This window comes from Dyella sp. SG562 (assembly GCF_011759495.1).
GTDB lineage: Bacteria > Pseudomonadota > Gammaproteobacteria > Xanthomonadales > Rhodanobacteraceae > Dyella_D > Dyella_D marensis.
In genome coordinates, this window is record NZ_JAAOYS010000013.1 from 124,099 (window position 1) to 144,558 (window position 20,460).

Here is a 20,460-nt window from a genome sequence, read left to right on the forward strand (position 1 = left end):
TCACCCCAACCCTCTCCCCGGAGGGGAGAGGGAGAAGTTCGAGACTGAGGCTTCAGCTGGCCAACAACCCCCGATCCCGCAACAACCCCAGGATGTGCCCCGCCAGCACCGCCGGCTCGGCACCGCTCCCGTCCACCCGCACCTCCGGCTGCTCCGGCGCCTCGTACGGGTCGCTGATCCCGGTGAACTGCGCGATTTTCCCCGCGCGCGCCTGTGCATACAGCCCCTTGCGGTCGCGCGCCTCGCACACTTCCAGCGGCGTCGACACGTGGATCTCGATGAAGTCGCCATGCGCCTCCACCAGCCCGCGCGCCTCGGCGCGCGTATTCGCATACGGCGCGATCGGCGCGCATACCGCCACGCCGCCGTGGCGCACGATCTCGCTCGCCACGTAGGCGATGCGCGTGACGTTGGCATCGCGGTCCTCGCGGGAGAAGCCCAGGCCGCGCGACAGATGCTTGCGCACCTCGTCGCCGTCCAGCACGGTCACCGCGCGGCTGGTGTGCTCCAGCAGCTGCGATACCACCGCCTGCGCGATGGTCGACTTGCCCGCGCCGGACAGCCCGGTAAAGAACAGCGCGAAGCCGCGCGGCGCCTGCGCCGGATGGCGTTCGCGCAGGATCTTCACCACCTCGGGGAAAGTGAACCACGCAGGGATGTCCGTGCCCTCATGCAGATGCCGCCGCAGCTGCGTGCCGGAGATATCGCGCACCTCGTCGTCCGCCGCCACTTCGGTCGCCGGCACGTAGGCATCGCGGTTGGCCGCGTAGACCATGGCCGGGAACGCCACCACCTGGATGCCGAGTTCGTCCTGGTAGCGCTCCAGCAGATGCTGCGCATCCAACGGCCCATAGAACGGCTGGCCGTTCGAATCCTGGCCCGGGCCGGCATGGTCGCGACCCACGATGAAATGCGTGGCGCCGTAATTCTTGCGGATGATTGCGTGCCAGATCGCCTCGCGCGGCCCGCCCATGCGCATGGCCAGCGGCAGCAGCGAGAGCTTGGCGCTGTCGGCCGGGTACTGCGGCAACAGGGCGCGGTAGCAGCGCACGCGGGTGTAGTGGTCGACGTCGCCGGGCTTGGTGCGGCCCACCGAGGGCTGGATCAGCAGCTTGGCGCCCACCTTCTGCGCGGCGCGCAGGGTCAGCTCGCGGTGCGCGCGGTGCATCGGGTTGCGCGTCTGGAACGCCACCACGCGGCGCCAGCCGTTCGCTTCGAACCAGGCGCGCAAGGTGCGCGGGCTGTCGCGCAGCTCGGTGAAGTCGTAGTGCACCGGCTGCTGGATGCCGCGCAGGCGGCCGCCGAGATACACCGGCTGGGTGCGTTCCAGCAGTTCGGCCACGCCGGGATGCAAATGATCCTGCGTGCCGAACACCTGCTGCGCTTCGTGCGCGCGGTCCGGGCGATAGATGTCCTGCAGTTCCAGCACGGCCAGCGGCACGCTCTGCGCATCGCGCAGCACGATCTCCGCTCCGGGCGCGAGCGTGGCGGCAAACGCTTCGCTCACGTCCAGCGTGACCGGGATCGGCCACAGCGTGCCGTCGGCCAGCCGCAGCTCGTTCACCACGCGCAGATAATCGCGTTCGGTGAGAAAGCCTTCCAGCGGCGAGAAGGCGCCGTTGAGCAGCAGCTCCAGATCGCACAGCTGCCGCGTGTTGAGGTCCAGTGCCGGCAGCCCCGCGCTGCGCTGTTTCAGCGCCTGCGCCTCGGCATACGGCAGGTAGAGGTCCTTGAGCGTGCCGCCATGCGGCGCGATCAAAGGCTCCAGTTCGGTTTCGACGGGAAGTGCAGCGAGTGCGCTCTGGCTCATGATGGCGTTCTTTATCTGGATATCGGGGGCGGAAGGGTCAGGTGAGGTCGTGCAGGCCGCACTCGCGCTTGAGGCCGAAGAAACGCGTCTCTTCGGGGTCCATGCCCGGCTCCCATGGCCGGGTCGTGTGGGTGTCGCCGATCGACACGTAGCCCTGCTCCCACAGCGGGTGGTAAGGCAGGCCATGGCGCTGCAGGTAGCGGCCGACGTCGCGGTCGCTCCAGTCGGCGATCGGATGGAATTTCCAGCGGCCCTGGCTCAGCCGCAGGAAGGGAATGCGTTCGCGGCTGCGCGACTGGCCGCGGCGCAGGCCGGCGAACCAGCTGCCGATGCCCAGCTCCTCCAGCGCGCGCCGCATCGGTTCCACCTTGCGCAGCTCGTTGTAGCGCCCCAGCCCTTCCACACCCTGCTCCCACAGCCGGCCATGGCGCGATTCCATCCAGGCGGTGCCCAGCGGCGAGCGGTACACGTGCAGGTTCAGCGCGAGGCGTTCGCGCAGCTCGTCGACGAAGCGGTAGGTCTCGGGAAACAGATAGCCGGTATCGACCAGGATGATGGGCAAGTCCGGTTGCTGCCGCGTCAGCAGATGCAGCGACACCGCGGCCTGCGCGCCGAAACTGGACGACAGCGCATGCGCGCCCGGCGCGTGCTCCAGCGCCCAGGCCACGCGGTGTCCGGCATCCAGCGTGCCGAGCCAGTGATCGAGTTCCGCCCATGCATCCGCATCCTGCCGCGCCGCTTCCAGCGCCGCGCCGTTCATGCCCTGACCTCCAACGGGATGCGCCGGTCCGCCGGCGCCGCCAGTACCTGCGCACGAAGCAGGAAATCGCCGAAGCCCTCGTTCGGTTGACGTTGCTTTTTGTAAAGCCCGAACAGCGGATCGAGCGCGGCGAGGATGGCCGCCTCGTCCACGTTCTCCCGGTAGGCGCGGTTGAGCCGCTGCCCGCTGAAATCCGCGCCCAGGCGCAGGTCGTAGCGTCCGGGGCCGCGGCCGACCAGGGCGATCTCGCCCAGGTAAGGACGCGAGCAGCCGTTCGGGCAGCCGGAGACGCGCAGCACGATCGGCGCATCGGCCAGGCCATGGCCGGCCAGCAGCGCCTCGACCTTGTCCAGCAGTTCCGGCAGATAGCGCTCCGCCTCGGCCATGGCCAGGCCGCAGGTGGGCAGCGCCACGCAGGACACCGCGTGGCGGCGGATCGGGCTGATGCGCCGGTAATCGTCCAGGCCGTGCGCGGCGACGATGGCGTCGATGCGCGCGCGCTCGTGCGCCGGCACCTTGGCCACGATCACGTTCTGGTTGCAGGTAAGGCGGAAATCGCCCTGGTGCACCCGCGCCAGCTCGCGCAGGCCGCTCAGCCAGCGGCGCTCGCCGCGGTCGGCGAGGCGGCCCGATTCGATATGCAGGGTAAGATGCCAGCGGCCGTCGTGGCCTTCGATCCAGCCGTAGCGGTCGCCGTTATGGTCGAAACGAAAGGGACGCGCGGGTTCCAGCGCGAAACCGAGGCGGCGTTCCAGCTCGGCCTTGAAAACGTCGACGCCGCGATGATCGAGCGTGTACTTCAGCCGCGCATGCTTGCGCTCCACGCGGTTGCCCCAGTCGCGCTGCAGCGCCACCACGGCCTCGGAGGCGGCATACAGCTGCTCCGGCGTGACGAAGCCGAGCACCGTCGCCAGCCGCGGATAGGTCGATGCATCGCCATGCGTGGCGCCCATGCCGCCGCCCACCGCAAGGTTGAAACCCTTCAGCTCGCCGTCCTCGGCAATCGCGATCAGGCCGAGGTCCTGCGAGAACACGTCCACGTCGTTCAATGGCGGAATCGCCAGGCCGATCTTGAATTTGCGCGGCAGGTACGTGGCGCCATACAGCGGCTCCACCTCCGGTTCGCCCACCAGCGGCTCGCCGTCCAGCCAGATCTCGTGATACGCACTCGTGCGCGGCGCCAGATCGTCCGACAGCTTCGCCGCCCACGCATAGGCCGCGCCGTGCGCCTTCGTCTCCACCGGGTTGGCGGTGCTCACCACGTTGCGCACCACGTCGCCGCAGGCCGCGATGGTGCTGGCCAGGCTGGCGTGGATGGCGGCGATGGTGGGCTTGAGCTTGCGCTTGATGATGCCGTGCCACTGGAAGGTCTGCCGCGTGGTGATGCGCAGCGTGCCGTTGGCGTGCTCGCGCGCCAGGCGGTCGAATTCCAGCCACTGCGCGGGCGTGACCACGCCGCCCGGCAGGCGCGCGCGCAGCATGAAGCTGTAGGCCGGCTCCAGTTTCTGGCGGCGGCGTTCCTCGCGCAGGTCGCGGTCGTCCTGCTGGTAGCTGCCGTGGAACTTGAGCAGCTTGCCGTCGTCCTCGCCGATGCCGCCGGTGACGGGATCGGCCAGGCCCTCGGCGATGCCGCCGCGCAGCTGGCGGCTGGCGGCCTTGACGCGTTCGAAATCGGAAAGTGCTGCGCTCATATCAATACACGTCGCGCGCGTAGCGCCCTTGCTGCAGGAGGTCGGCCAGCCAGGCGCCGGCGTCTTCGTGGGAGAGGCCGCCGTGCTCGGCGGCGATGTCGACCAGGGCCGCGTGCACGTCCCTGGCCATCTGCGTGGCGTCGCCGCAGACATACAGATGCGCGCCGCCGCTGAGCCAGGCGTACAGCTCCTTGCCGTGTTCGCGCAGGCGGTGCTGCACGTAGACCTTGCCGGCGCCGTCGCGCGAGAAGGCCAGGTCCAGCCGGTGCAGCGCGCCCTGCTTCAGCGCTTCCTGCCATTCCAGCTGGTAGAGGAAGTCGTCGGCGAAATGGCGGTTGCCGAAGAACAGCCAGTTGCGGCCGCTGGCGCCGGTCTCGTGGCGCTCCTGCACGAAGCCGCGGAACGGCGCCACGCCGGTGCCGGGGCCGATCATGATCACGTCGCGCGCGCTGTCGGCCGGCAGGCGGAAGCGCTCGTTCGCTTCGATGAACACCGGCACGCGCGCGTCTTCGCCGCTGGCGGCGAGAAAGGCCGAGGCGGCGCCCCAGTGGCGTTCGCCGAAGGCTTCGTAGTCGACCGTGGACACGGTGAGGTGCACTTCGTCGCCGACCACGGCGGAGCTGGAGGCGATCGAATACAGCCGCGGCGTGAGCGGGCGCAGCGCGGCGACCAGCGCGGCGGCTTCCCACGGGGCCGGATAGCGGCGCAGCAGGTCGATCGGCTGGTGCGTGTCGAGCAGCGCGGTCAGCGCCACCGGATCTTCCAGCGCCCGCGCCAGGCCGGCATCGCCGCTGGTCCTGGCATGGGCCAGCGCGAAGCCGCGGGCGAGGCGGGTCAGCTCGCGTTCCTCGGTGAGCCAGCGCAGCAGCGGCAGCGTGCGGCCGTTGTGGGTCACTTCCGCGTCGCCGTCCAGCTGCAGCAGTGCCAGCCACTGCCGGACCAGCGCCGGCGGATTGCGCGGCCACACGCCCAGCGCATCGCCGGGCCGGTAGCTGAGGCCGGAGCCTTCCAGCGACAGCTCCACATGCAGCACTTCGCGCTCGCTGTCGCGCGACACGATGCGCTGGTTCGCCAGCACGGTGGCGGCGAACGGGTGGTCGCGGTCGTGCACGGCATGCGTGGGCACCGCCTGCAGCAGCGGCGCGCGCACCGCGGCCGCCGGCGCCTTCAGCAGTTCGCGGGCGCGCTCCAGCGCGGCGGCGGTCCAGGGCGCAGCCACTTCGTCCAGGTCGACGTCGGCCTCGGCCAGGGGATCCAGCCGCGCGGCGCCGAGTTCCTCCAGCCGCGCGTCGAGCTGGCGGCCGATCGCGCAGAACTGCGGATAGCTGGAATCGCCCAGGCCCAGCACCGCATAGCGCAGCGCCGGCAGCCGCGGCGCGCGGCGGCTGGCGATGAAGTCGATCAGGCCGCGCGCATCGTCCGGCGGCTCGCCCTCGCCCTGGGTGCTGATCACCAGGAACAGCTGGCGCTCCTGCGCCAGTTCGCGCTGCACGTAGGCGTCGGCGCGCACCAGCCGCGCCGGCAGGCCGGCCGCTTCCAGCTTCTTGAGCAGCTGCTCGGCCACGCGCTTGGCATTGCCGGTCTGGCTGCCGTAGAGCACGGTAACCCGTTCCGTCGCCGCGGCCGCAGCCTGCACCTGCACCTGCGCCGGCTGCGGCCCGCGCGCCGCCAGCGCCGCGCTGCGTGCGGCCACCCAGTACAGCTCGTGGGGCGCCAGGCCCTCCAGCAGGCGCTGGAGTTGCGCGGCCTTGTCGGCGGCGAGCGGCGAAGCGAGGGATTCCTGCGAAACGACGGCGTTCAAGGCTGGACCTTCTTTGGACGTCTATACGTCTATTCGTCGAAGGTAGACCTCGGAGTGCTTATGCCGGAAAGGATGTATCGACATATGCACATGCCGTTTCCATTATTTCCTCGTTAAACCCGACCACCCACGTAGGTTGGGGTGAGCCGCAGGCGAACCCCAACGCGGCGGGGCGCCTCGCATTGTTGGGGTTCGCCTGCGGCTCACCCCAACCTACGCCGGCCGCGCCGCGCCCCGTACAATCTCCCGATGACCAAGCCCACCCTCCCCCTCGAAGTCCGCGGCAGCGCCCGCCAGCCCCTCGGCATGACCCCGGCGCAGTTCCTGCGCGACTACTGGCAGAAGCGCCCCCTGCTGATCCGCAACGCCTTCCCGGACTTCACGCCCCCGCTGCAGCCGGACGACCTGGCCGGCCTGGCGCTGGAAGAGGAAGCCCTGTCGCGCCTGATCGTCCACGACGAGCGCCGCGACCGCTGGTCGGTCAAGACCGGCCCGCTCAGCGAGGACGACTTCGCCACGACCCCGCCCGCCAACTGGACCCTGCTGGTGCAGGACGTGGACAAGTGGGACGCCGACGTGGCGGCCTTGCTGGAGTCGTTCCGCTTCCTGCCGAACTGGCGCGTGGACGACATCATGATTTCCTATGCCGAGCCGGGCGGCGGCGTCGGCGCCCATGTCGACCAATACGACGTGTTCCTGCTGCAGGGCCTGGGCCAGCGGCACTGGGCGATCAGCGACGATCCGCAGGCGTCCACCGAGTTCCGCGACGACGTAGAACTGAAGCAGCTCAAGCACTTCGAGCCCACCCACGAATGGCTGCTGGAACCGGGCGACATGCTCTACCTGCCGCCGGGCGTGCCGCACGACGGCGTGGCCTTCGGCGGCCCCTGCATGACCCTCTCGGTGGGCATGCGCGCGCCCTCGCGCGCGGAACTGGCCAGCGACCTGGCCGACTATCTGGTGGAGCGCCTGCCCGACGAGCAGCGCTACCGCGACCCGGACCTGGCCCCGGCCAGACATGCCGGCGAGATCGACCGCGCCGCCCTGGCCCGCGTGCGGGAGGCCCTGCCGTTCGCCGCGCTGGACGACGCCACCCTGGTCGACTGGTTCGGCCGCTACATCACCCGCTACCGCGTGGCGCGCGCGCCGGCCGCGCCGGACAAGGCCAGCACCGAGGCCGCCCTGGCCAAGCTGCTGGGCGACGGCGCGCAGCTGCTGCGCCATCCGTGGTCGCGCATGGCCTGGGCCCGGGTGAAGGGCGGCGCCACCCTGTTCGCCAACGGCCAGGCCTACCCCGCGCCGGCCGAGCTGGCCGAGCGCCTGTGCGCCGAACGCACGCTGGCGTTCGGCCGCGCGCCGGCCGGCGCCGAGCGGGCGCTGCTGCTGGCGCTGGTCAACGACGGCCACCTGGTGCCGCGCAAGGCGCGCCGCCGGTGAAACCATCGGATCGCCCCGCCCCGGAAACGCTCGTCGTCGACGGCGGCGAGACGCTGGCAGCCATGCGCCTGCAGCTGCTGCGCGGCGCGCGCCGCCGCGTGGCGATCTACCAGCCCGCGCTGCCCACCGACGCTTATAACCATGCCGCCGAGCTGGACGAGCTGCGCCGCATCGCCACCGCCGGCCGCGGCGCCGAGATCCGCCTGATCCTGCACGACCCCGCCGCGGCCCTGCGCGACAGCCACCGGCTGATCGCCCTGGCCCAGCGCCTGCCCAGCACGGTGCTGGTGCGCGAGCCGGTGGAGGAGTCCGACCGCACGTATGGCTCGGCCTACCTGCTCACCGACGCCGGCGGCTATCTGTTCCTGCCGGAAGCGCCGCGCCCGCGCGGCCGCGGCGCGATGGAAGACCGCGCCAGCCAGGCGCCGCTGCAGCAGCACTTCCAGGAAGCGTGGGAGCGTGCGGCCCGCGCCACCGCGCTGCAGCCGCTCGATCTCTAGCGCCCGGCTGAACGGCAACCCGCTTGCGCCTGCGGGCGGCCGCCGTGCGCGAAACCGGCGAAAACCCGTGCCTACGACGATGGTCGGTAGCCTCCGGCCTCGAAATAACGCCTTCCGACCCCACCTGGAACCCGTTTCCCGGGTTGCCGCTGTGCAGCAGCCGGGGCCATAATTAACAGGATTTTTCCCCGCCATCCGCCAGGTCGACGGATGGCCTGAGGCCTCCCTTCCCTCACCGGTGGTGACGTGAGCACAAATCTGATTCGCGAGTTCTTCGATTCGTCCCAGCTCGCCGGCGGCAACGCCGATTACGTAGAGCAGTTGTATGAGTCCTGGCTGGCCGACCCCGCGTCGGTCCCCGCCGAATGGAACCAGTATTTCGGGACCTTCAAAGGCCGCGAATCCGGTGACGTTCCGCACTCCGCGGCGATCGCCCGCATCGAAGCCGCGCAGAAGCAGCGCGCCGTGGGCGTCGCCGCCCCCGTCGACGACGAGCACGCGCGCAAGCAGGCCGCGGTGCTGCGCATCCTTACCGCCTACCGCTCGCGCGGCCACCTGGCCGCCGACCTCGATCCGCTGGGCCTGGCCGAGAAGCTGCCGGCGCCGGACCTGGGCCTGGCCTTCCACGGCCTGAGCGACGCCGACCTCGACACCGAATTCGACTGCGGCAACTTCGCCGGCGGCGGCCAGCGCATGAAGCTGCGCGAGCTGCTGGCGCGCCTGAAGAAGGTGTATGCCGGCACCATCGGCGCCGAGTTCATGCACATCAGCAACCATGAGCAGCGCAACTGGATCTACACCCGCCTGGAAAAGGCCGGCGGCAGCGCCGGGCTGGACCCGGCCGGCAAGCGGCGCGTGCTGGCGGGCCTCACCGCCGCCGAGGGCCTGGAGCGCTACCTGCACACCAAGTACGTGGGCCAGAAGCGCTTCTCGCTGGAAGGCGGCGACAGCCTGATCCCGATGGTGGACGAGGTGGTGCGCACGGCCGGCGACAACGGCATCAAGGAAGTCGTGGTCGGCATGGCCCACCGCGGCCGCCTGAACATGCTGGTCAATATCCTGGGCAAGCCGCCGAAGACGCTGTTCAACGAGTTCGAAGGCAAGTTCGAGCACCCGGACGACCCGGCCCACTCCGGCGACGTGAAGTACCACATGGGCTTCTCCGCCGACGTCAAGACGCCCAACGGCGGCGTGCACGTGGCGCTGGCGTTCAATCCGTCGCACCTGGAGATCGTCAACCCGGTGGTGGCCGGCTCGGTGCATTCGCGCCAGATCCGCCGCCGCGACAGCGAGCGCCAGCAGTCCATGGCCGTGCTGATCCACGGCGACGCCGCCCTGGCCGGCCAGGGCGTGAACATGGAACTGTTCAACATGTCGCAGGCGCGCGGCTTCCGCATCGGCGGCACGCTGCACATCGTGGTGAACAACCAGGTGGGCTTCACCACCTCCAATCCGCAGGACGCGCGCTCCACGCTGTACTGCACCGACCTGGCCAAGATGGTCAACGCGCCGGTGCTGCACGTGAACGGCGACGACCCGGAAGCGGTGATCCAGGCCACCCGCCTGGTCTACGACTTCCGCAAGCAGTTCCGCAAGGACGTGGTGATCGACCTGGTCTGCTACCGCCGCCACGGCCATAACGAGGCCGACGAGCCGGCCGCGACCCAGCCGGTGATGTACCAGATCATCCGCGCCCGCCCGACCACGCGCGACCTGTACGCGCAGGCCCTGGTCAAGGAAGGCGTGATCGCCGACGGCGACGCCCAGAAGATGGTCGACGAGTACCGCTCGCGCCTGGAAGCCGGCGACCCGATGACCGAGCTGACCAGCGCCCTGGTCAAGGACATCGAGGTGGACTGGAACCAGTTCATCGGCGGCAAGCTGTCCACCCAGGCCGACACCGGCGTGCCGAAGGCAAAGCTGGTCGAGCTGGCCAACAAGATTCTCGAAGTGCCGTCGGACACCACGCTGCAGTCGCGCGTGGCCAAGATCTACGACGACCGCCGCAAGATGGCCGCGGGCGAGCTGCCGGGCGACTGGGGCTTCGCCGAGAACCTGGCCTACGCCACCCTGGTGGACCAGAACTACAACCTGCGCCTGGTCGGCCAGGACGTGGGCCGCGGCACGTTCTTCCACCGCCACGCGGTGCTGCACGACCAGAAGGACGGCCACACCTACATGCCGCTGGCCACGCTGCGCGACAACGCCAGCGTCGAGGTGATCGACTCGCTGCTCAGCGAAGAGGCGGTGATGGCCTTCGAATACGGCCACGCCACCACCGACCCCTACACCCTGCACATCTGGGAAGGCCAGTTCGGCGACTTCGCCAACGGCGCCCAGGTGGTGATCGACCAGTTCATCAGCTCGGGCGAGTCGAAGTGGAACCGCCTGTGCGGCCTGGCGCTGTTCCTGCCGCACGGTTACGAAGGCCAGGGTCCGGAGCATTCCTCCGCGCGCCTGGAGCGCTTCCTGCAGCTGTGCGCGCTGGACAACATGCAGGTCTGCGTGCCGACCACGCCGGCCCAGGCTTTCCACATGATCCGCCGCCAGATGGTGCGCCCGACGCGCAAGCCGCTGATCGTGATGACGCCGAAGTCGCTGCTGCGCCACAAGCTGGCGATCTCCAGCCTGGACGAACTGGCCAACGGCGAATTCCAGCTGGTGATCGGCGAGCACCGCGAGCTGCCGGCCAAGAAGGTCAGGCGCGTGGTGCTGTGCTCGGGCAAGGTCTACTACGACCTGCTGGAAGACGCCGAGAAGCGGGGCCTCGCCGACGTCGCCATCGTGCGCGTCGAGCAGCTGTATCCGTTCCCGCGTCCGCAGGTCGTGGCCGAACTGGAAAAGTACGCTTCCGCCAAGGAAGTGATCTGGTGCCAGGAAGAACCCATGAACCAGGGCGCCTGGTTCCAGATCCGCCACCACCTGCAGGCCTGCGTCAACGCCAAGCAGAGCCTCTCCTACGCCGGCCGCGCCCGCTCGCCGGCGCCGGCTGCCGGCCACCTCAATACCCACGTCGCCGAACAGGCGGCACTCGTCGAGCAGGCGCTGGTCGCGCCGATCGGCACCGACCACGCTGCGGAGTAAGACCCGATGTCCATTGAAGTCAAAGTGCCCGTTCTGCCCGAGTCTGTCTCCGACGCCACCATCGCCACCTGGCACAAGAAGGTCGGCGACGCGATCAAGCGCGACGAGAACCTGGTCGACCTCGAGACCGACAAGGTGGTGCTCGAAGTGCCGGCTCCGGTCGACGGCGTGATCAAGGAACTGAAGTTCCAGTCCGGCGACACCGTGACCAGCCAGCAGGTCATCGCGGTGATCGAGGAAGGCGCCGTGGCCGCCGCGCCGGCGCCCGCCGCCGCTGCGCCGGCTGCCGCCCCCGCCCCGGCCGCCGCGGCTCCCGCCGCCGCCAAGGGCAGCGCGGACCTGTCCCCGGCCGGCCTGCGCGTGGCCACCGAGCAGAACATCGACGCGTCGAAGGTCGCCGGCACCGGCCGCGACGGCCGCGTGACCAAGGAAGACCTGGTCAACTACGGCAAGGGCGGCGCCGCTGCCGCGCCGGCCGCCGCAGCCCCGGCCGCGAAGCCGACCCCGGGCGCGCGTCCGGAAGAGCGCGTGCCGATGACGCGCATCCGCGCGCGCATCGCCGAGCGCCTGATGCAGTCGAAGAACTCGATCGCCATGCTCACCTCGTTCAACGAAGTGAACCTGGCCGAGGTGGTGAAGATGCGCAAGACGCTGGGCGAGCAGTTCGAGAAGTCGAACGGCGTGAAGCTCGGCTTCATGAGCTTCTTCGTCAAGGCCGCCGCCGAGGCGCTGAAGCGCCACCCGGTGATCAATGCCTCGGTCGACGGCAACGACATCGTCTACCACGGCTACCAGGACATCTCGATCGCCGTGTCCACCGACAAGGGCCTGGTCACCCCGGTGCTGCGCGACGTGCAGGACAAGAGCTTCGCCGACATCGAGAAGGGCATCCTGGAGTACGCCAAGAAGGCGCGCGACGGCAAGCTGGGCCTGGACGACCTGCAGGGCGGCACCTTCACCATCACCAACGGCGGCACCTTCGGCTCGCTGCTGTCGACCCCGATCGTGAACCCGCCGCAGAGCGCGATCCTGGGCATGCACACCATCAAGGACCGCGCCATCGTCGAGAACGGGCAGGTGATCGCCGCGCCGATGATGTACCTGGCGCTGAGCTACGACCACCGCATCATCGACGGCAAGGACGCGGTGCTGTTCCTGGTCGACATCAAGAACCAGCTCGAGAATCCGCAGCGGATGCTGCTGGGTCTTTGATCGCCTTTGCGATCAAAGACCGGGGAATCGGGAATCGTGGATAGGGAATAGTAAAACCCCCTCCCACGATTCCCGCTCTTCGCTGCCTTGATTGGTTGATGGAATAGCGGGTCGCCCTCATAGCATCCTGGCTTTTCCGATTCCCTATTCCCCCTTCCCTATTCCCGCGAGCGAATAACATGAGCGAGCAACAATTCGACGTCATCGTCATCGGCGCCGGCCCGGCCGGCTACGTGGCCGCGATCCGCGCCGCGCAGCTGGGCCTGAAGACCGCCTGCATCGACGCCTTCACCGGCAAGGACGGCAAGCAGGCGCTCGGCGGCACCTGCCTCAACGTGGGCTGCATTCCGTCCAAGGCGCTGCTGGATTCGTCCAAGCAGTTCCACAACCTGACGCACAACTTCGCCGTGCACGGCATCACCGCCGACAACGCGAAGATCGACGTGGCCACCTTCGTCGGCCGCAAGGACAAGATCGTCAAGCAGTTCACCGGCGGCATCGGCCAGCTGTTCAAGGCCAACAAGGTCACCGCCTTCTACGGCACCGGCAAGCTGCTCAAAGGCAACAACGTCGAGATCACCGCGAACGACGGCAGCAAGCAGACCATCAGCGCGACCAATGTGATCCTGGCTTCGGGCTCGGTGCCGATCGAGCTGCCGTTCGCCAGGTTCGACAACAAGTTCATCGTCGACAACGCCGGCGCGCTGGATTTTCCGGAAGTTCCGAAGCGCCTGGGCGTGATCGGCGCCGGCGTGATCGGCCTGGAACTGGGCAGCGTGTGGGGCCGCCTGGGCGCCGACGTGACCATCCTCGAAGCGCTGCCGGACTTCCTCTCGGTGGCCGACGCCGACGTGGCCAAGATCGCCGCCAAGGAATTCGCCAAGCAGGGCCTGAAGATCAAGCTCGGCGCCAAGCTGACCAAGGCCGAGGTCAAGGGCAACGAGGTTGCACTCACCTATGAAGACAAGGACGGCGCGCACGAGCTGGTGGTGGACAAGCTGCTGGTGGCGGTGGGCCGCCGCGCCTACACCGCCGGCCTGCTGGCCGACGACACCGGCGTGAAGCTGGACGAGCGCGGCCGCATCGTGGTCGACAACCACAACCACACCGGCGTGGACGGCGTGTGGGCCATCGGCGACGCCGTGCGCGGCCCGATGCTGGCGCACAAGGGTTCCGAGGAAGGCGTGGCGGTGGCCGAGTGGATCGCCGGCAAGGCCGGCCACGTCAACTTCGACACCATTCCTTGGGTGATCTACACCGAACCGGAAATCGCCTGGGCCGGCAAGACCGAGAAGGAACTGAAGGACGCCGGCATCCCCTACAAGGTGGGCACCTTCCCGTTCGCCGCCATCGGCCGCGCCGTGGCGATGAACGAGGCCGTCGGCCAGGTGAAGATGCTGGCCCATGCCGAGACCGACCGCCTGCTCGGCGTGCACATGGTCGGCCCGGGCGTGTCCGAGCTGATCGCCGAAGCCGTGGTGACGATGGAGTTCAAGGGCTCCGCCGAAGACCTGGCCCGCATCGTCCACGCCCATCCGACGCTGTCGGAAGCCGTGCACGAAGCCGCGCTGTCGGTGGACAAGCGCGCGATCCACAAGGGCAACTGAGGTCAGGACGACCTCATCCCGGACGGCGCGTGCTGCGCGTCGAGCCGGGATCCAGGCATCACCGGCGCGGCCCGTCCATGGCGACATGGGCGGGCCGTCCGTTTTCGGGGACAGCTCCGAAAAGCCGGCTTCCTTCACATCCCCGCGACCTGCCGTCGCCCCCTAATTCCTTTTCCCCGGAGACCCCCATGCCCCAGCCCACCGCCATCTGCGTCTATTGCGGCTCGAGCCCGGGCGGCTCGCCGGAATACACCGAGCAGGCGCGCGCCTTCGGCGCCGAGATGGCGCGGCGCGGCATCGCCCTGGTCTACGGCGGCGGCAAGGTCGGCCTGATGGGCACGGTGGCCGATGCGGTACTGGCGGGCGGCGGCAAGGTGATCGGGGTGATCCCGCGCCAGCTGGTGGAGCGCGAAGTGGCGCACGCGGGCCTGAGCGAACTGGAAGTGGTCGAGACCATGCACCAGCGCAAGACCCGCATGTTCGAGCGCTCCGACGCCTTCGTCGCCCTGCCCGGCGGCTTCGGCACCATGGACGAGATGTTCGAGATGCTGACCTGGGCGCAGCTGGGCCTGCACAGCTTCCCTTGCGCCTTTCTCGACGTGCGCGGCTACTATCGCCAGCTGCGCGGCATGCTCGACCACATGGTGGACGAGCGCTTCGTGCGCGCCGAGCAGCGCGACAGCGTGTGGTTCGGCGACAGCATGGAAAAACTGTTCCACTGGATGGAGCACTACCAGGGCCACTACAGCCCCAAGTGGATCGACCGCAGCAGCGTCGAAGCCTGACCCATCCTTCCGGACGCCACGCCATGAGCGACATCGAGTTCCGCGCCTTCCGCATCCACAACGACGGCTCCGGCTATCGCGGCGGCATCGAAACCATGAGCACCGCCGCGCTCAGCGCCGGCCAGGTGCTGGTGAAGACGGCCTGGTCCTCGGTCAACTTCAAGGATGCATTGGCCGGCACCGGCAAGGGCAAGATCCTGCGCCAGTACCCGCTCAACGGCGGCATCGATGCGGCCGGCATCGTGGTGGCTTCCACCGACCCCAAGTTCAAGGAAGGCGATGCGGTGCTGTGCACCGGCAGCGGCCTTTCCGAAGTGCGCGACGGCGGCTACGGCGAATACGCGCGCTTCGACGCGCACTGGACCATCCCCCTGCCCGCCGGCCTCAGCTTGCGCGAAAGCATGGTGCTGGGCACCGCCGGCTTCACCGCCGCGCTGGCCCTGCTGCAGATGGAAGACAACCGCCAGACGCCGGCGCTGGGTCCGATCGCCGTCACCGGCGCCTCCGGCGGCGTGGGCATGCTGGCGATCGACATGTTCAGCCGCGCCGGCTACGACGTGCATGCGATCAGCGGCAAGGCCGACCATTTCGACTTCCTGCGCAGCCTCGGCGCCAGCGCCTGCATCGATCGCCACGAGCTGGTGTTCAGCGGCAAGCCGATGGATTCGGCGCGCTTCGGCGGCGCCCTGGACAACGTCGGCGGCGCCATGCTGGCCGGCCTGCTGCCGCTGGTGGCGCCCTACGGCAACGTGGCGATCTGCGGCAATGCGGGCGGCATCGCGTTCGACAGCACGGTGATGCCTTTCATCATCCGCGGCGTCAACCTGCTGGGCGTGGCCTCGGCCGGCACCGCGCGGGACCAGCGCGAGCGCGTATGGGAAAAGCTGGCGGGCGAGTGGAAACCGCGGCACCTCGACCGGATCGCCACTCGCGAAGTGAGCCTGGATGAGCTGCCGGGCGTTTTCGAGCGCATGCTGGCAGGCGACTCGTTCGGGCGCACAGTTGTGAGACTTGAAGTGTAAAGCCCAAGCTGAACCGACTTGGAAGAGCCGCTAGCGCGGCTTAGAATCCTTCGAAACACGAAACAACAAGGGGACTCCCACCTTATGGCACGTATTCTGATCGTCGACGATTCGCCGTCGCAGTTGCTGGGCATCAAGCGCATCGTCGAGAAGCTGGGGCACGAGACCCTGACTGCGGAAGACGGCGCCGCCGGCGTGGAGGTGGCCAAGCGCGAGAAGCCCGACCTCATCCTGATGGACGTGGTCATGCCCAATCTCAACGGCTTCCAGGCCACGCGCACCATCAGCAAGGATCCGGAAACGCAGCACATCCCGGTGATCCTGGTGACCACCAAGGACCAGGAAACCGACAAGGTGTGGGGCCTGCGCCAGGGTGCGAAGGCCTATGTGACCAAGCCGATCAAGGAAGAAGAGCTGGTGGAGACGCTGAAGGGTCTGCTGCCGGCCTGAACTGGCGAGGCGAAGCAGTACAGAAAAACGGCGCCCTGGGGCGCCGTTTTTTTATTGATGATTGCCTCGGTACTTAATCCTGATTCCTTCTCCCACCGGGAGAAGGTGCCGGCAGGCGGATGAGGGTTCGGCCGGAGCCGTGCGCATCACTCTTGCGCTCCGCCCGTACCCTCACCCCAACCCCTCTCCCGGTGGGAGAGGGGCTTTAATCAACGCCGCGGATCGAATCCTTCGAACTCATCGCGCAACGCCTCATAGGCTTTTTTCTGCGCCTCCGACTCCGCCACCGGCGCACGAATCGACAACTCCACCAGCTGGTCGCCCGGATGCGCTCCCGGCAGGCCACGCCCCTTCAGGCGCAGCTTGCGGCCCGACTGCGAGCCGGCGGGGATGCGCAGGTCCACGGTGCCGGCCAGGGTCGGCACCGGCACGGTGGCGCCCAGGGCGGCTTCCCAGGGGGCGATGGGCAGCACGTGGAGCACGTTGCGGCCGTCCAGGCGGAAGCGCGCGTCGTCGCGGAACTGCACTTCCAGCAGCAGGTCGCCGCTGGGGCCGCCGCCGCGGCCGGGGTGGCCCTGGCCGGACAGGCGGATCACCTGGCCGGGCTGGATGCCGGCGGGGATCTTCACTTCCAGCACGCGCTCGTTGCCGCTGCCGTCGTGCAGGGCCACGCGCGTGCGGCCGCCGTCGAAAGCGGTCTGCAGCTCGATCTGCACCTGCGCCTGGATGTCGCTGCCGCGGCTGGCGCGCGCCTGGCCGTGCGCGCCGCCGGCCGCGCGGCCGAACAGGCTTTCGAAGAAGTCGCTGAAATCGCCGCCGCCACCGCCGCCGAAATCGAAGTTCTGGCCCTGGCCCCAGCCCGGCGGCGGACGGAACTGTTCGCCGCCGCGGTAGCCGCCGGCGCGCAGGTTGTCGTAGGCGCGGCGCTTTTCCGGATCGCGCAGCACTTCGTTGGCCTCGTTGATGGCCTTGAACTTCTCCTCGGCGCCCGCTTCCTTGTTCTTGTCCGGATGGTATTTGCGGGCGAGCTTGCGATAGGCCGCCTTGATCTCGGCCTCGCTGGCGTCCGCTTTCACGCCCAGGGTGTCGTAATAGTCTTTGAATTCCACTGCCACTCCCGCCAATGGCTGCTGCAAGTCCAAACAACGCGGACGGCCCGCCACGGATCATGGTCCGTGGCGGGCCGTAGCCGCAACACGCAAGCGTCTGATGTGCGCGCTTAGTGCGTGGTTTCGATAGTGATGCGGCGCGGCGCGCTCTCGGCCCGCTTGGGGATCGACACTTCCAGCACGCCGTGGCGGCCGTGCGCGGTGATGCCTTCCGCATCGGCGCTGTCCGGCAGCGCGAAGCGGCGCAGGAAGGCGCCGTGCGCGCGCTCCACACGGGTGTGGCGCTCGCCCTCGGCCGGGGCCTCCTGCTTGCGCTCGCCCTTGATGGTGAGCACGCCCTTGTCCATGCTCACTTCGATGCCGGCCGGGTCGATGCCCGGGATGTCGGCCAGAATCACGAAGCGCTTGTCGTCTTCCTTGATGTCCACGCGCGGCGCCCACTGCGCCTCGCCGGTGTTGGCGTTGACGGGCTGCTCCACTTGGAACAGATGGTCGCCCAGGCGCTGCCGGGGCCAGGAAAGCGTACGTCCCAGATACATGGTGAATCCTCGAACAGGTTTGCGGTGCCATCACCGCCTGCCTGGATAGATAGGTGCGCGCCGCGGCGATTCAAGATGACCAGCCAAGACGACAGCCGCGGCCCCGAGGCGCTAGCATCCCCGCGTTTACCCTTTCTGCAGAGTGCGTTCCCATGACCACGATCCAGCCCGGCCAGGCCCTGCCCGACCTCGAGATCAAAGCCATCGTCGACGGCCAGATCGAAACCCGCCAGACCGCCGCGCTGTTCGGCCAGCACAAAGTGGTGCTGTTCGCCGTGCCCGGCGCGTTCACGCCGACCTGCTCCAACAAGCATCTGCCCGGCTACGTGCAGCGCTTCGCGCAATTCCAGCAGCGCGGCATCGACGTGATCTGCATGGCGGTCAACGATGCCTATGTGATGCAGGCCTGGGCGCGCGACCAGAAGGTGCCGCCCGGCATGCTGATGCTGGCCGACGGCAATGGCAGTTTCACCCGCGCGCTGGGGCTGGAACTCGACGGCGCTTCGTATGGCATGGGCCTGCGTTCGCGCCGCTTCGCGCTGTATGCGGAGAACGGCGTGGTGCGGCAGCTGCAGGTGGAAGCGCCGGGCGAATTTCGCGTGTCCAGTGCCGAGGCGATGCTGGCCGCAGTCGACGCTTAGCACCCTCTCGGTACCGACCGGCGTAGGTTGGGGTGCGCCGCAGGCGAACCCCAACACCGTGGGGCGCCCGCCATTGGTCATGGTGTGTGGGCACTAGCGCGCCGCTTCGTGGTCTCCCACATTGGCCGGCATCGCCATCGGGGGACTCATGAAATCCGCTTCGACGTTCGGCCAGCTCCTTCCCTTCGCCATCGCGCTTCTCGGCATGTCGCTATCCCCCGCCTTCGCGCAGCGCGCCCCCGTCGTGCAGACCTTCGACCTGCGCGTGCCGTGGCAGCCTCAGCCGGTCAAGGTCAACGGCCAATGGCAGCTGCTGTACGAGCTGCACCTGGACAACTACGCCGCCGACCCGCTGCAGCCGAAGCAGCTGCGCGTGCTCGATGCCGACAACCGCCGCGTGCTGCGCGACTACGACGAAACCGCACTGCGCGCGCTGCTCGGCGGGCCGGGCATGTCCGGCAAGAAAGGCGATGCGACGATCGCGCCGGGCGCGCATGCCGTGGTGTATCTCAACCTGAGCTTCGACGAAGCGCCGGCGGACCTGCATCTCACCCACGAACTCAGCGCAGCACGCGACGACGGCACGGCGGTGCAGGCGCAAGGCGGCCAGCTCACGCTGCGGCATGGGCCCGCACCCGTGGTGTTCTCGCCGCCGCTGCGCGGCGGCTACTGGGTCGCCATCTACGACAGCGCATGGCCACGCGGCCATCGCCGCACGCTGTACGCGGTGAACGGCGCGGTGCACGTGCCCGGACGCTTCGCCGTCGACTGGATCAAGGTCGACGCGCAGGGCCGCTACACCCAGGGCGATCCCACCGACAAGAACCACTGGCTCGGCTACGGCGAAGAAGTGCTGGCTGTAGCGGACGGCAGGATCGCCGCCGCGCTGGACGGCATGCCGGAGCCGGCCAAAGTCGACCCCGGCAAACCCACCCGCGTGCCGCTGCAGGACGCCACCGGCAACTACGTGAGCCTGGACCTGGGCGGTGGGCACTATGTGTTCTACGAGCACCTGAAGACCGGCAGCATCACGGTGAAAGCCGGCCAGGCAGTGCATCGCGGCGACGTGATCGGACGCCTCGGCTACACCGGTGAAACCACCGGCCCGCATCTGCATATGCATGTCGCCGACGCGAACGTGCCGCTGGATGCGGAGGGCCTGCCTTATGCGTTCGACCAGTTCGGCTGGGTTGGCAGCTATGCCTCGATCGGCGATTTCGGCGAGCAGAAACACTGGCTGCCGTCGGCCAGCGTCGTGGTGCGCCGAGGAGAACTGCCGGCGCCGCTGTCGGTGCTGAGCTTTACGCCGCCGTATGTCTTCAAAGCAGTATCCCCGACGACGAAATCGCCTTGATCGGGAAATACCTCAAGGAATAGTCCTAGGTGACCGGATACATCTACGGTCACCTTCACTATTCGAATGCTTATCCATGGATCTTCGTCATACCGGCCGCACGCGGCCCGCCTTCGGTTTCGCCATCGCCACCCTGCTGCTGTCGCCCGCTGCCGCGCAAGCCGAACAAGGGCGGATTCAATTCACCGGAAGACTGGTGGCGCCTGCGGCGCCGTTGAGCGTTGCCGGTGTGCATGTGTTGCCGGATGGGAATTCCGCGAGCGCGCGGAAGCAGCTATTGAGTACCGCGCTGGCTGGCGGCGATACACCCGAGCTGTTGCGGTATTTCGTCGGCTATGCCGGGAGTGATGCGCGGTTGACTGTCACCACTTACGAATAAGTGTGGCGTGGTGGGTGTGCCCGTTATTCCGGCGCAGGCCGGGATCCTTTTGCGGTATCGCCTGGTTTTTTGCGCTGACGCGATTTGGCCGCTTATGCAGCGGGCATTCCGGACGCCTGCCGGCGCCCGAGTCACTTTCTCTTTGCTGGCCCAAAGAGAAAGTAACCAAAGAGAAAATGGCCTGAGAGCAAAGGCTCGCGACGCGACTAGAAGGAGCAGTGGACGGCTGCGGTAGTCTGATTAACCTGGGTCTACACGAAACCACAGTGCGTTTACGTA

The 20,460-nt window shown here is 68.4% G+C and carries 16 protein-coding genes and 1 pseudogene; 11 read left to right on the forward strand and 6 right to left on the reverse strand.

Annotated features, from left to right (window positions below; translation table 11 throughout):
• Window positions 1-52: 52 nt before the first annotated feature.
• Genes FHW84_RS19965 through FHW84_RS19980 form a run of 4 tightly spaced genes read right to left on the reverse strand, consistent with a single transcriptional unit; the run spans window position 53 to window position 6,062 of the window.
• Window positions 53-1,810: a bifunctional sulfate adenylyltransferase/adenylylsulfate kinase gene (locus tag FHW84_RS19965; RefSeq protein ID WP_167257740.1), complete on the reverse strand. Its 1,758-nt coding sequence runs from the start codon at window positions 1,808-1,810 to the stop codon at window positions 53-55.
• A gap of 37 nt (window positions 1,811-1,847) precedes the next feature.
• Window positions 1,848-2,570 (reverse strand): phosphoadenylyl-sulfate reductase, encoded by a 723-nt coding sequence (locus tag FHW84_RS19970; RefSeq protein WP_167257741.1) that lies wholly within the window; start codon window positions 2,568-2,570, stop codon window positions 1,848-1,850.
• Window positions 2,567-4,261, reverse strand: coding sequence for an assimilatory sulfite reductase (NADPH) hemoprotein subunit (cysI, locus tag FHW84_RS19975; RefSeq protein ID WP_167257742.1), 1,695 nt, complete (start codon window positions 4,259-4,261; stop codon window positions 2,567-2,569). The genes FHW84_RS19970 and cysI overlap by 4 nt, the downstream gene beginning before the upstream one ends.
• Before the next feature lies 1 nt (window position 4,262).
• On the reverse strand, window positions 4,263-6,062 hold the full coding sequence (locus FHW84_RS19980; protein WP_167257743.1) for an assimilatory sulfite reductase (NADPH) flavoprotein subunit: 1,800 nt from the start codon (window positions 6,060-6,062) through the stop codon (window positions 4,263-4,265).
• A 249-nt stretch (window positions 6,063-6,311) separates the two neighbouring features.
• Here FHW84_RS19980 and FHW84_RS19985 point away from each other — a divergent pair, with 249 nt between their 5' ends.
• The 8 genes from FHW84_RS19985 to pilH all read left to right on the forward strand — a co-directional run bounded on the left by FHW84_RS19985 (window position 6,312) and on the right by pilH (window position 16,159).
• Complete coding sequence (locus tag FHW84_RS19985; RefSeq protein ID WP_167257744.1) at window positions 6,312-7,499, forward strand: cupin domain-containing protein; 1,188 nt, start codon at window positions 6,312-6,314, stop codon at window positions 7,497-7,499.
• A complete protein-coding gene (locus FHW84_RS19990; RefSeq protein ID WP_167257745.1) occupies window positions 7,496-7,999 on the forward strand; it encodes a hypothetical protein in 504 nt (167 codons plus the stop codon). Before FHW84_RS19985 ends, FHW84_RS19990 begins: the two co-directional genes overlap by 4 nt.
• 246 nt (window positions 8,000-8,245) lie before the next feature.
• Window positions 8,246-11,083, forward strand: coding sequence for a 2-oxoglutarate dehydrogenase E1 component (locus tag FHW84_RS19995; protein WP_167257746.1), 2,838 nt, complete (start codon window positions 8,246-8,248; stop codon window positions 11,081-11,083).
• A gap of 6 nt (window positions 11,084-11,089) precedes the next feature.
• The gene (gene odhB / locus FHW84_RS20000; RefSeq protein ID WP_167257747.1) at window positions 11,090-12,295 is read left to right on the forward strand and encodes a 2-oxoglutarate dehydrogenase complex dihydrolipoyllysine-residue succinyltransferase; all 1,206 of its coding nucleotides are present in this window, start codon (window positions 11,090-11,092) and stop codon (window positions 12,293-12,295) included.
• Between the two features lie 179 nt (window positions 12,296-12,474).
• Window positions 12,475-13,902, forward strand: coding sequence for a dihydrolipoyl dehydrogenase (gene lpdA, locus FHW84_RS20005; protein ID WP_167257748.1), 1,428 nt, complete (start codon window positions 12,475-12,477; stop codon window positions 13,900-13,902).
• A gap of 188 nt (window positions 13,903-14,090) precedes the next feature.
• Window positions 14,091-14,687, forward strand: a complete 597-nt coding sequence (locus FHW84_RS20010) for a TIGR00730 family Rossman fold protein (RefSeq protein ID WP_167257749.1) — start codon at window positions 14,091-14,093, stop codon at window positions 14,685-14,687.
• 23 nt (window positions 14,688-14,710) lie between these two features.
• On the forward strand, window positions 14,711-15,709 hold the full coding sequence (locus FHW84_RS20015) for a YhdH/YhfP family quinone oxidoreductase (RefSeq protein WP_167257750.1): 999 nt from the start codon (window positions 14,711-14,713) through the stop codon (window positions 15,707-15,709).
• Between the two features lie 84 nt (window positions 15,710-15,793).
• Window positions 15,794-16,159, forward strand: coding sequence for a twitching motility response regulator PilH (gene pilH / locus FHW84_RS20020; protein ID WP_026634409.1), 366 nt, complete (start codon window positions 15,794-15,796; stop codon window positions 16,157-16,159).
• A 209-nt stretch (window positions 16,160-16,368) separates the two neighbouring features.
• Here the strand turns inward: pilH and FHW84_RS20025 are convergent, their stop codons facing one another.
• Together FHW84_RS20025 and FHW84_RS20030 are read right to left on the reverse strand one after the other, a co-directional pair.
• Window positions 16,369-17,268 (reverse strand): J domain-containing protein, encoded by a 900-nt coding sequence (locus tag FHW84_RS20025; protein ID WP_167257751.1) that lies wholly within the window; start codon window positions 17,266-17,268, stop codon window positions 16,369-16,371.
• Between the two features lie 110 nt (window positions 17,269-17,378).
• Window positions 17,379-17,714 (reverse strand): annotated as a pseudogene (locus FHW84_RS20030) (Hsp20/alpha crystallin family protein); the annotation flags it as partial.
• A gap of 245 nt (window positions 17,715-17,959) precedes the next feature.
• Here FHW84_RS20030 and FHW84_RS20035 point away from each other — a divergent pair.
• From FHW84_RS20035 to FHW84_RS20045, 3 genes are all read left to right on the forward strand, one after another.
• Window positions 17,960-18,448, forward strand: coding sequence for a peroxiredoxin (locus FHW84_RS20035; protein ID WP_167257753.1), 489 nt, complete (start codon window positions 17,960-17,962; stop codon window positions 18,446-18,448).
• Between the two features lie 148 nt (window positions 18,449-18,596).
• Window positions 18,597-19,802: a M23 family metallopeptidase gene (locus FHW84_RS20040; protein WP_167257754.1), complete on the forward strand. Its 1,206-nt coding sequence runs from the start codon at window positions 18,597-18,599 to the stop codon at window positions 19,800-19,802.
• 76 nt (window positions 19,803-19,878) lie between these two features.
• The gene (locus FHW84_RS20045) at window positions 19,879-20,181 is read left to right on the forward strand and encodes a hypothetical protein (RefSeq protein ID WP_167257755.1); all 303 of its coding nucleotides are present in this window, start codon (window positions 19,879-19,881) and stop codon (window positions 20,179-20,181) included.
• Window positions 20,182-20,460 lie beyond the last annotated feature (279 nt).

Excerpts from the sequence above, each read along its gene's own strand:
- FHW84_RS19965 (WP_167257740.1), bottom strand. The coding sequence starts at position 1,810 with ATGAGCCAGAGCGCACTCGCTGCACTTCCCGTCGAAACCGAACTGGAG.
- FHW84_RS19970 (WP_167257741.1), bottom strand. The coding sequence starts at position 2,570 with ATGAACGGCGCGGCGCTGGAAGCGGCGCGGCAGGATGCGGATGCATGG.
- cysI (WP_167257742.1), bottom strand. The coding sequence starts at position 4,261 with ATGAGCGCAGCACTTTCCGATTTCGAACGCGTCAAGGCCGCCAGCCGC.
- FHW84_RS19985 (WP_167257744.1), top strand. The coding sequence starts at position 6,312 with ATGACCAAGCCCACCCTCCCCCTCGAAGTCCGCGGCAGCGCCCGCCAG.
- odhB (WP_167257747.1), top strand. The coding sequence starts at position 11,090 with ATGTCCATTGAAGTCAAAGTGCCCGTTCTGCCCGAGTCTGTCTCCGAC.
- lpdA (WP_167257748.1), top strand. The coding sequence starts at position 12,475 with ATGAGCGAGCAACAATTCGACGTCATCGTCATCGGCGCCGGCCCGGCC.
- FHW84_RS20010 (WP_167257749.1), top strand. The coding sequence starts at position 14,091 with ATGCCCCAGCCCACCGCCATCTGCGTCTATTGCGGCTCGAGCCCGGGC.
- FHW84_RS20015 (WP_167257750.1), top strand. The coding sequence starts at position 14,711 with ATGAGCGACATCGAGTTCCGCGCCTTCCGCATCCACAACGACGGCTCC.
- pilH (WP_026634409.1), top strand. The coding sequence starts at position 15,794 with ATGGCACGTATTCTGATCGTCGACGATTCGCCGTCGCAGTTGCTGGGC.
- FHW84_RS20035 (WP_167257753.1), top strand. The coding sequence starts at position 17,960 with ATGACCACGATCCAGCCCGGCCAGGCCCTGCCCGACCTCGAGATCAAA.
- FHW84_RS20040 (WP_167257754.1), top strand. The coding sequence starts at position 18,597 with ATGAAATCCGCTTCGACGTTCGGCCAGCTCCTTCCCTTCGCCATCGCG.
- FHW84_RS20045 (WP_167257755.1), top strand. The coding sequence starts at position 19,879 with ATGGATCTTCGTCATACCGGCCGCACGCGGCCCGCCTTCGGTTTCGCC.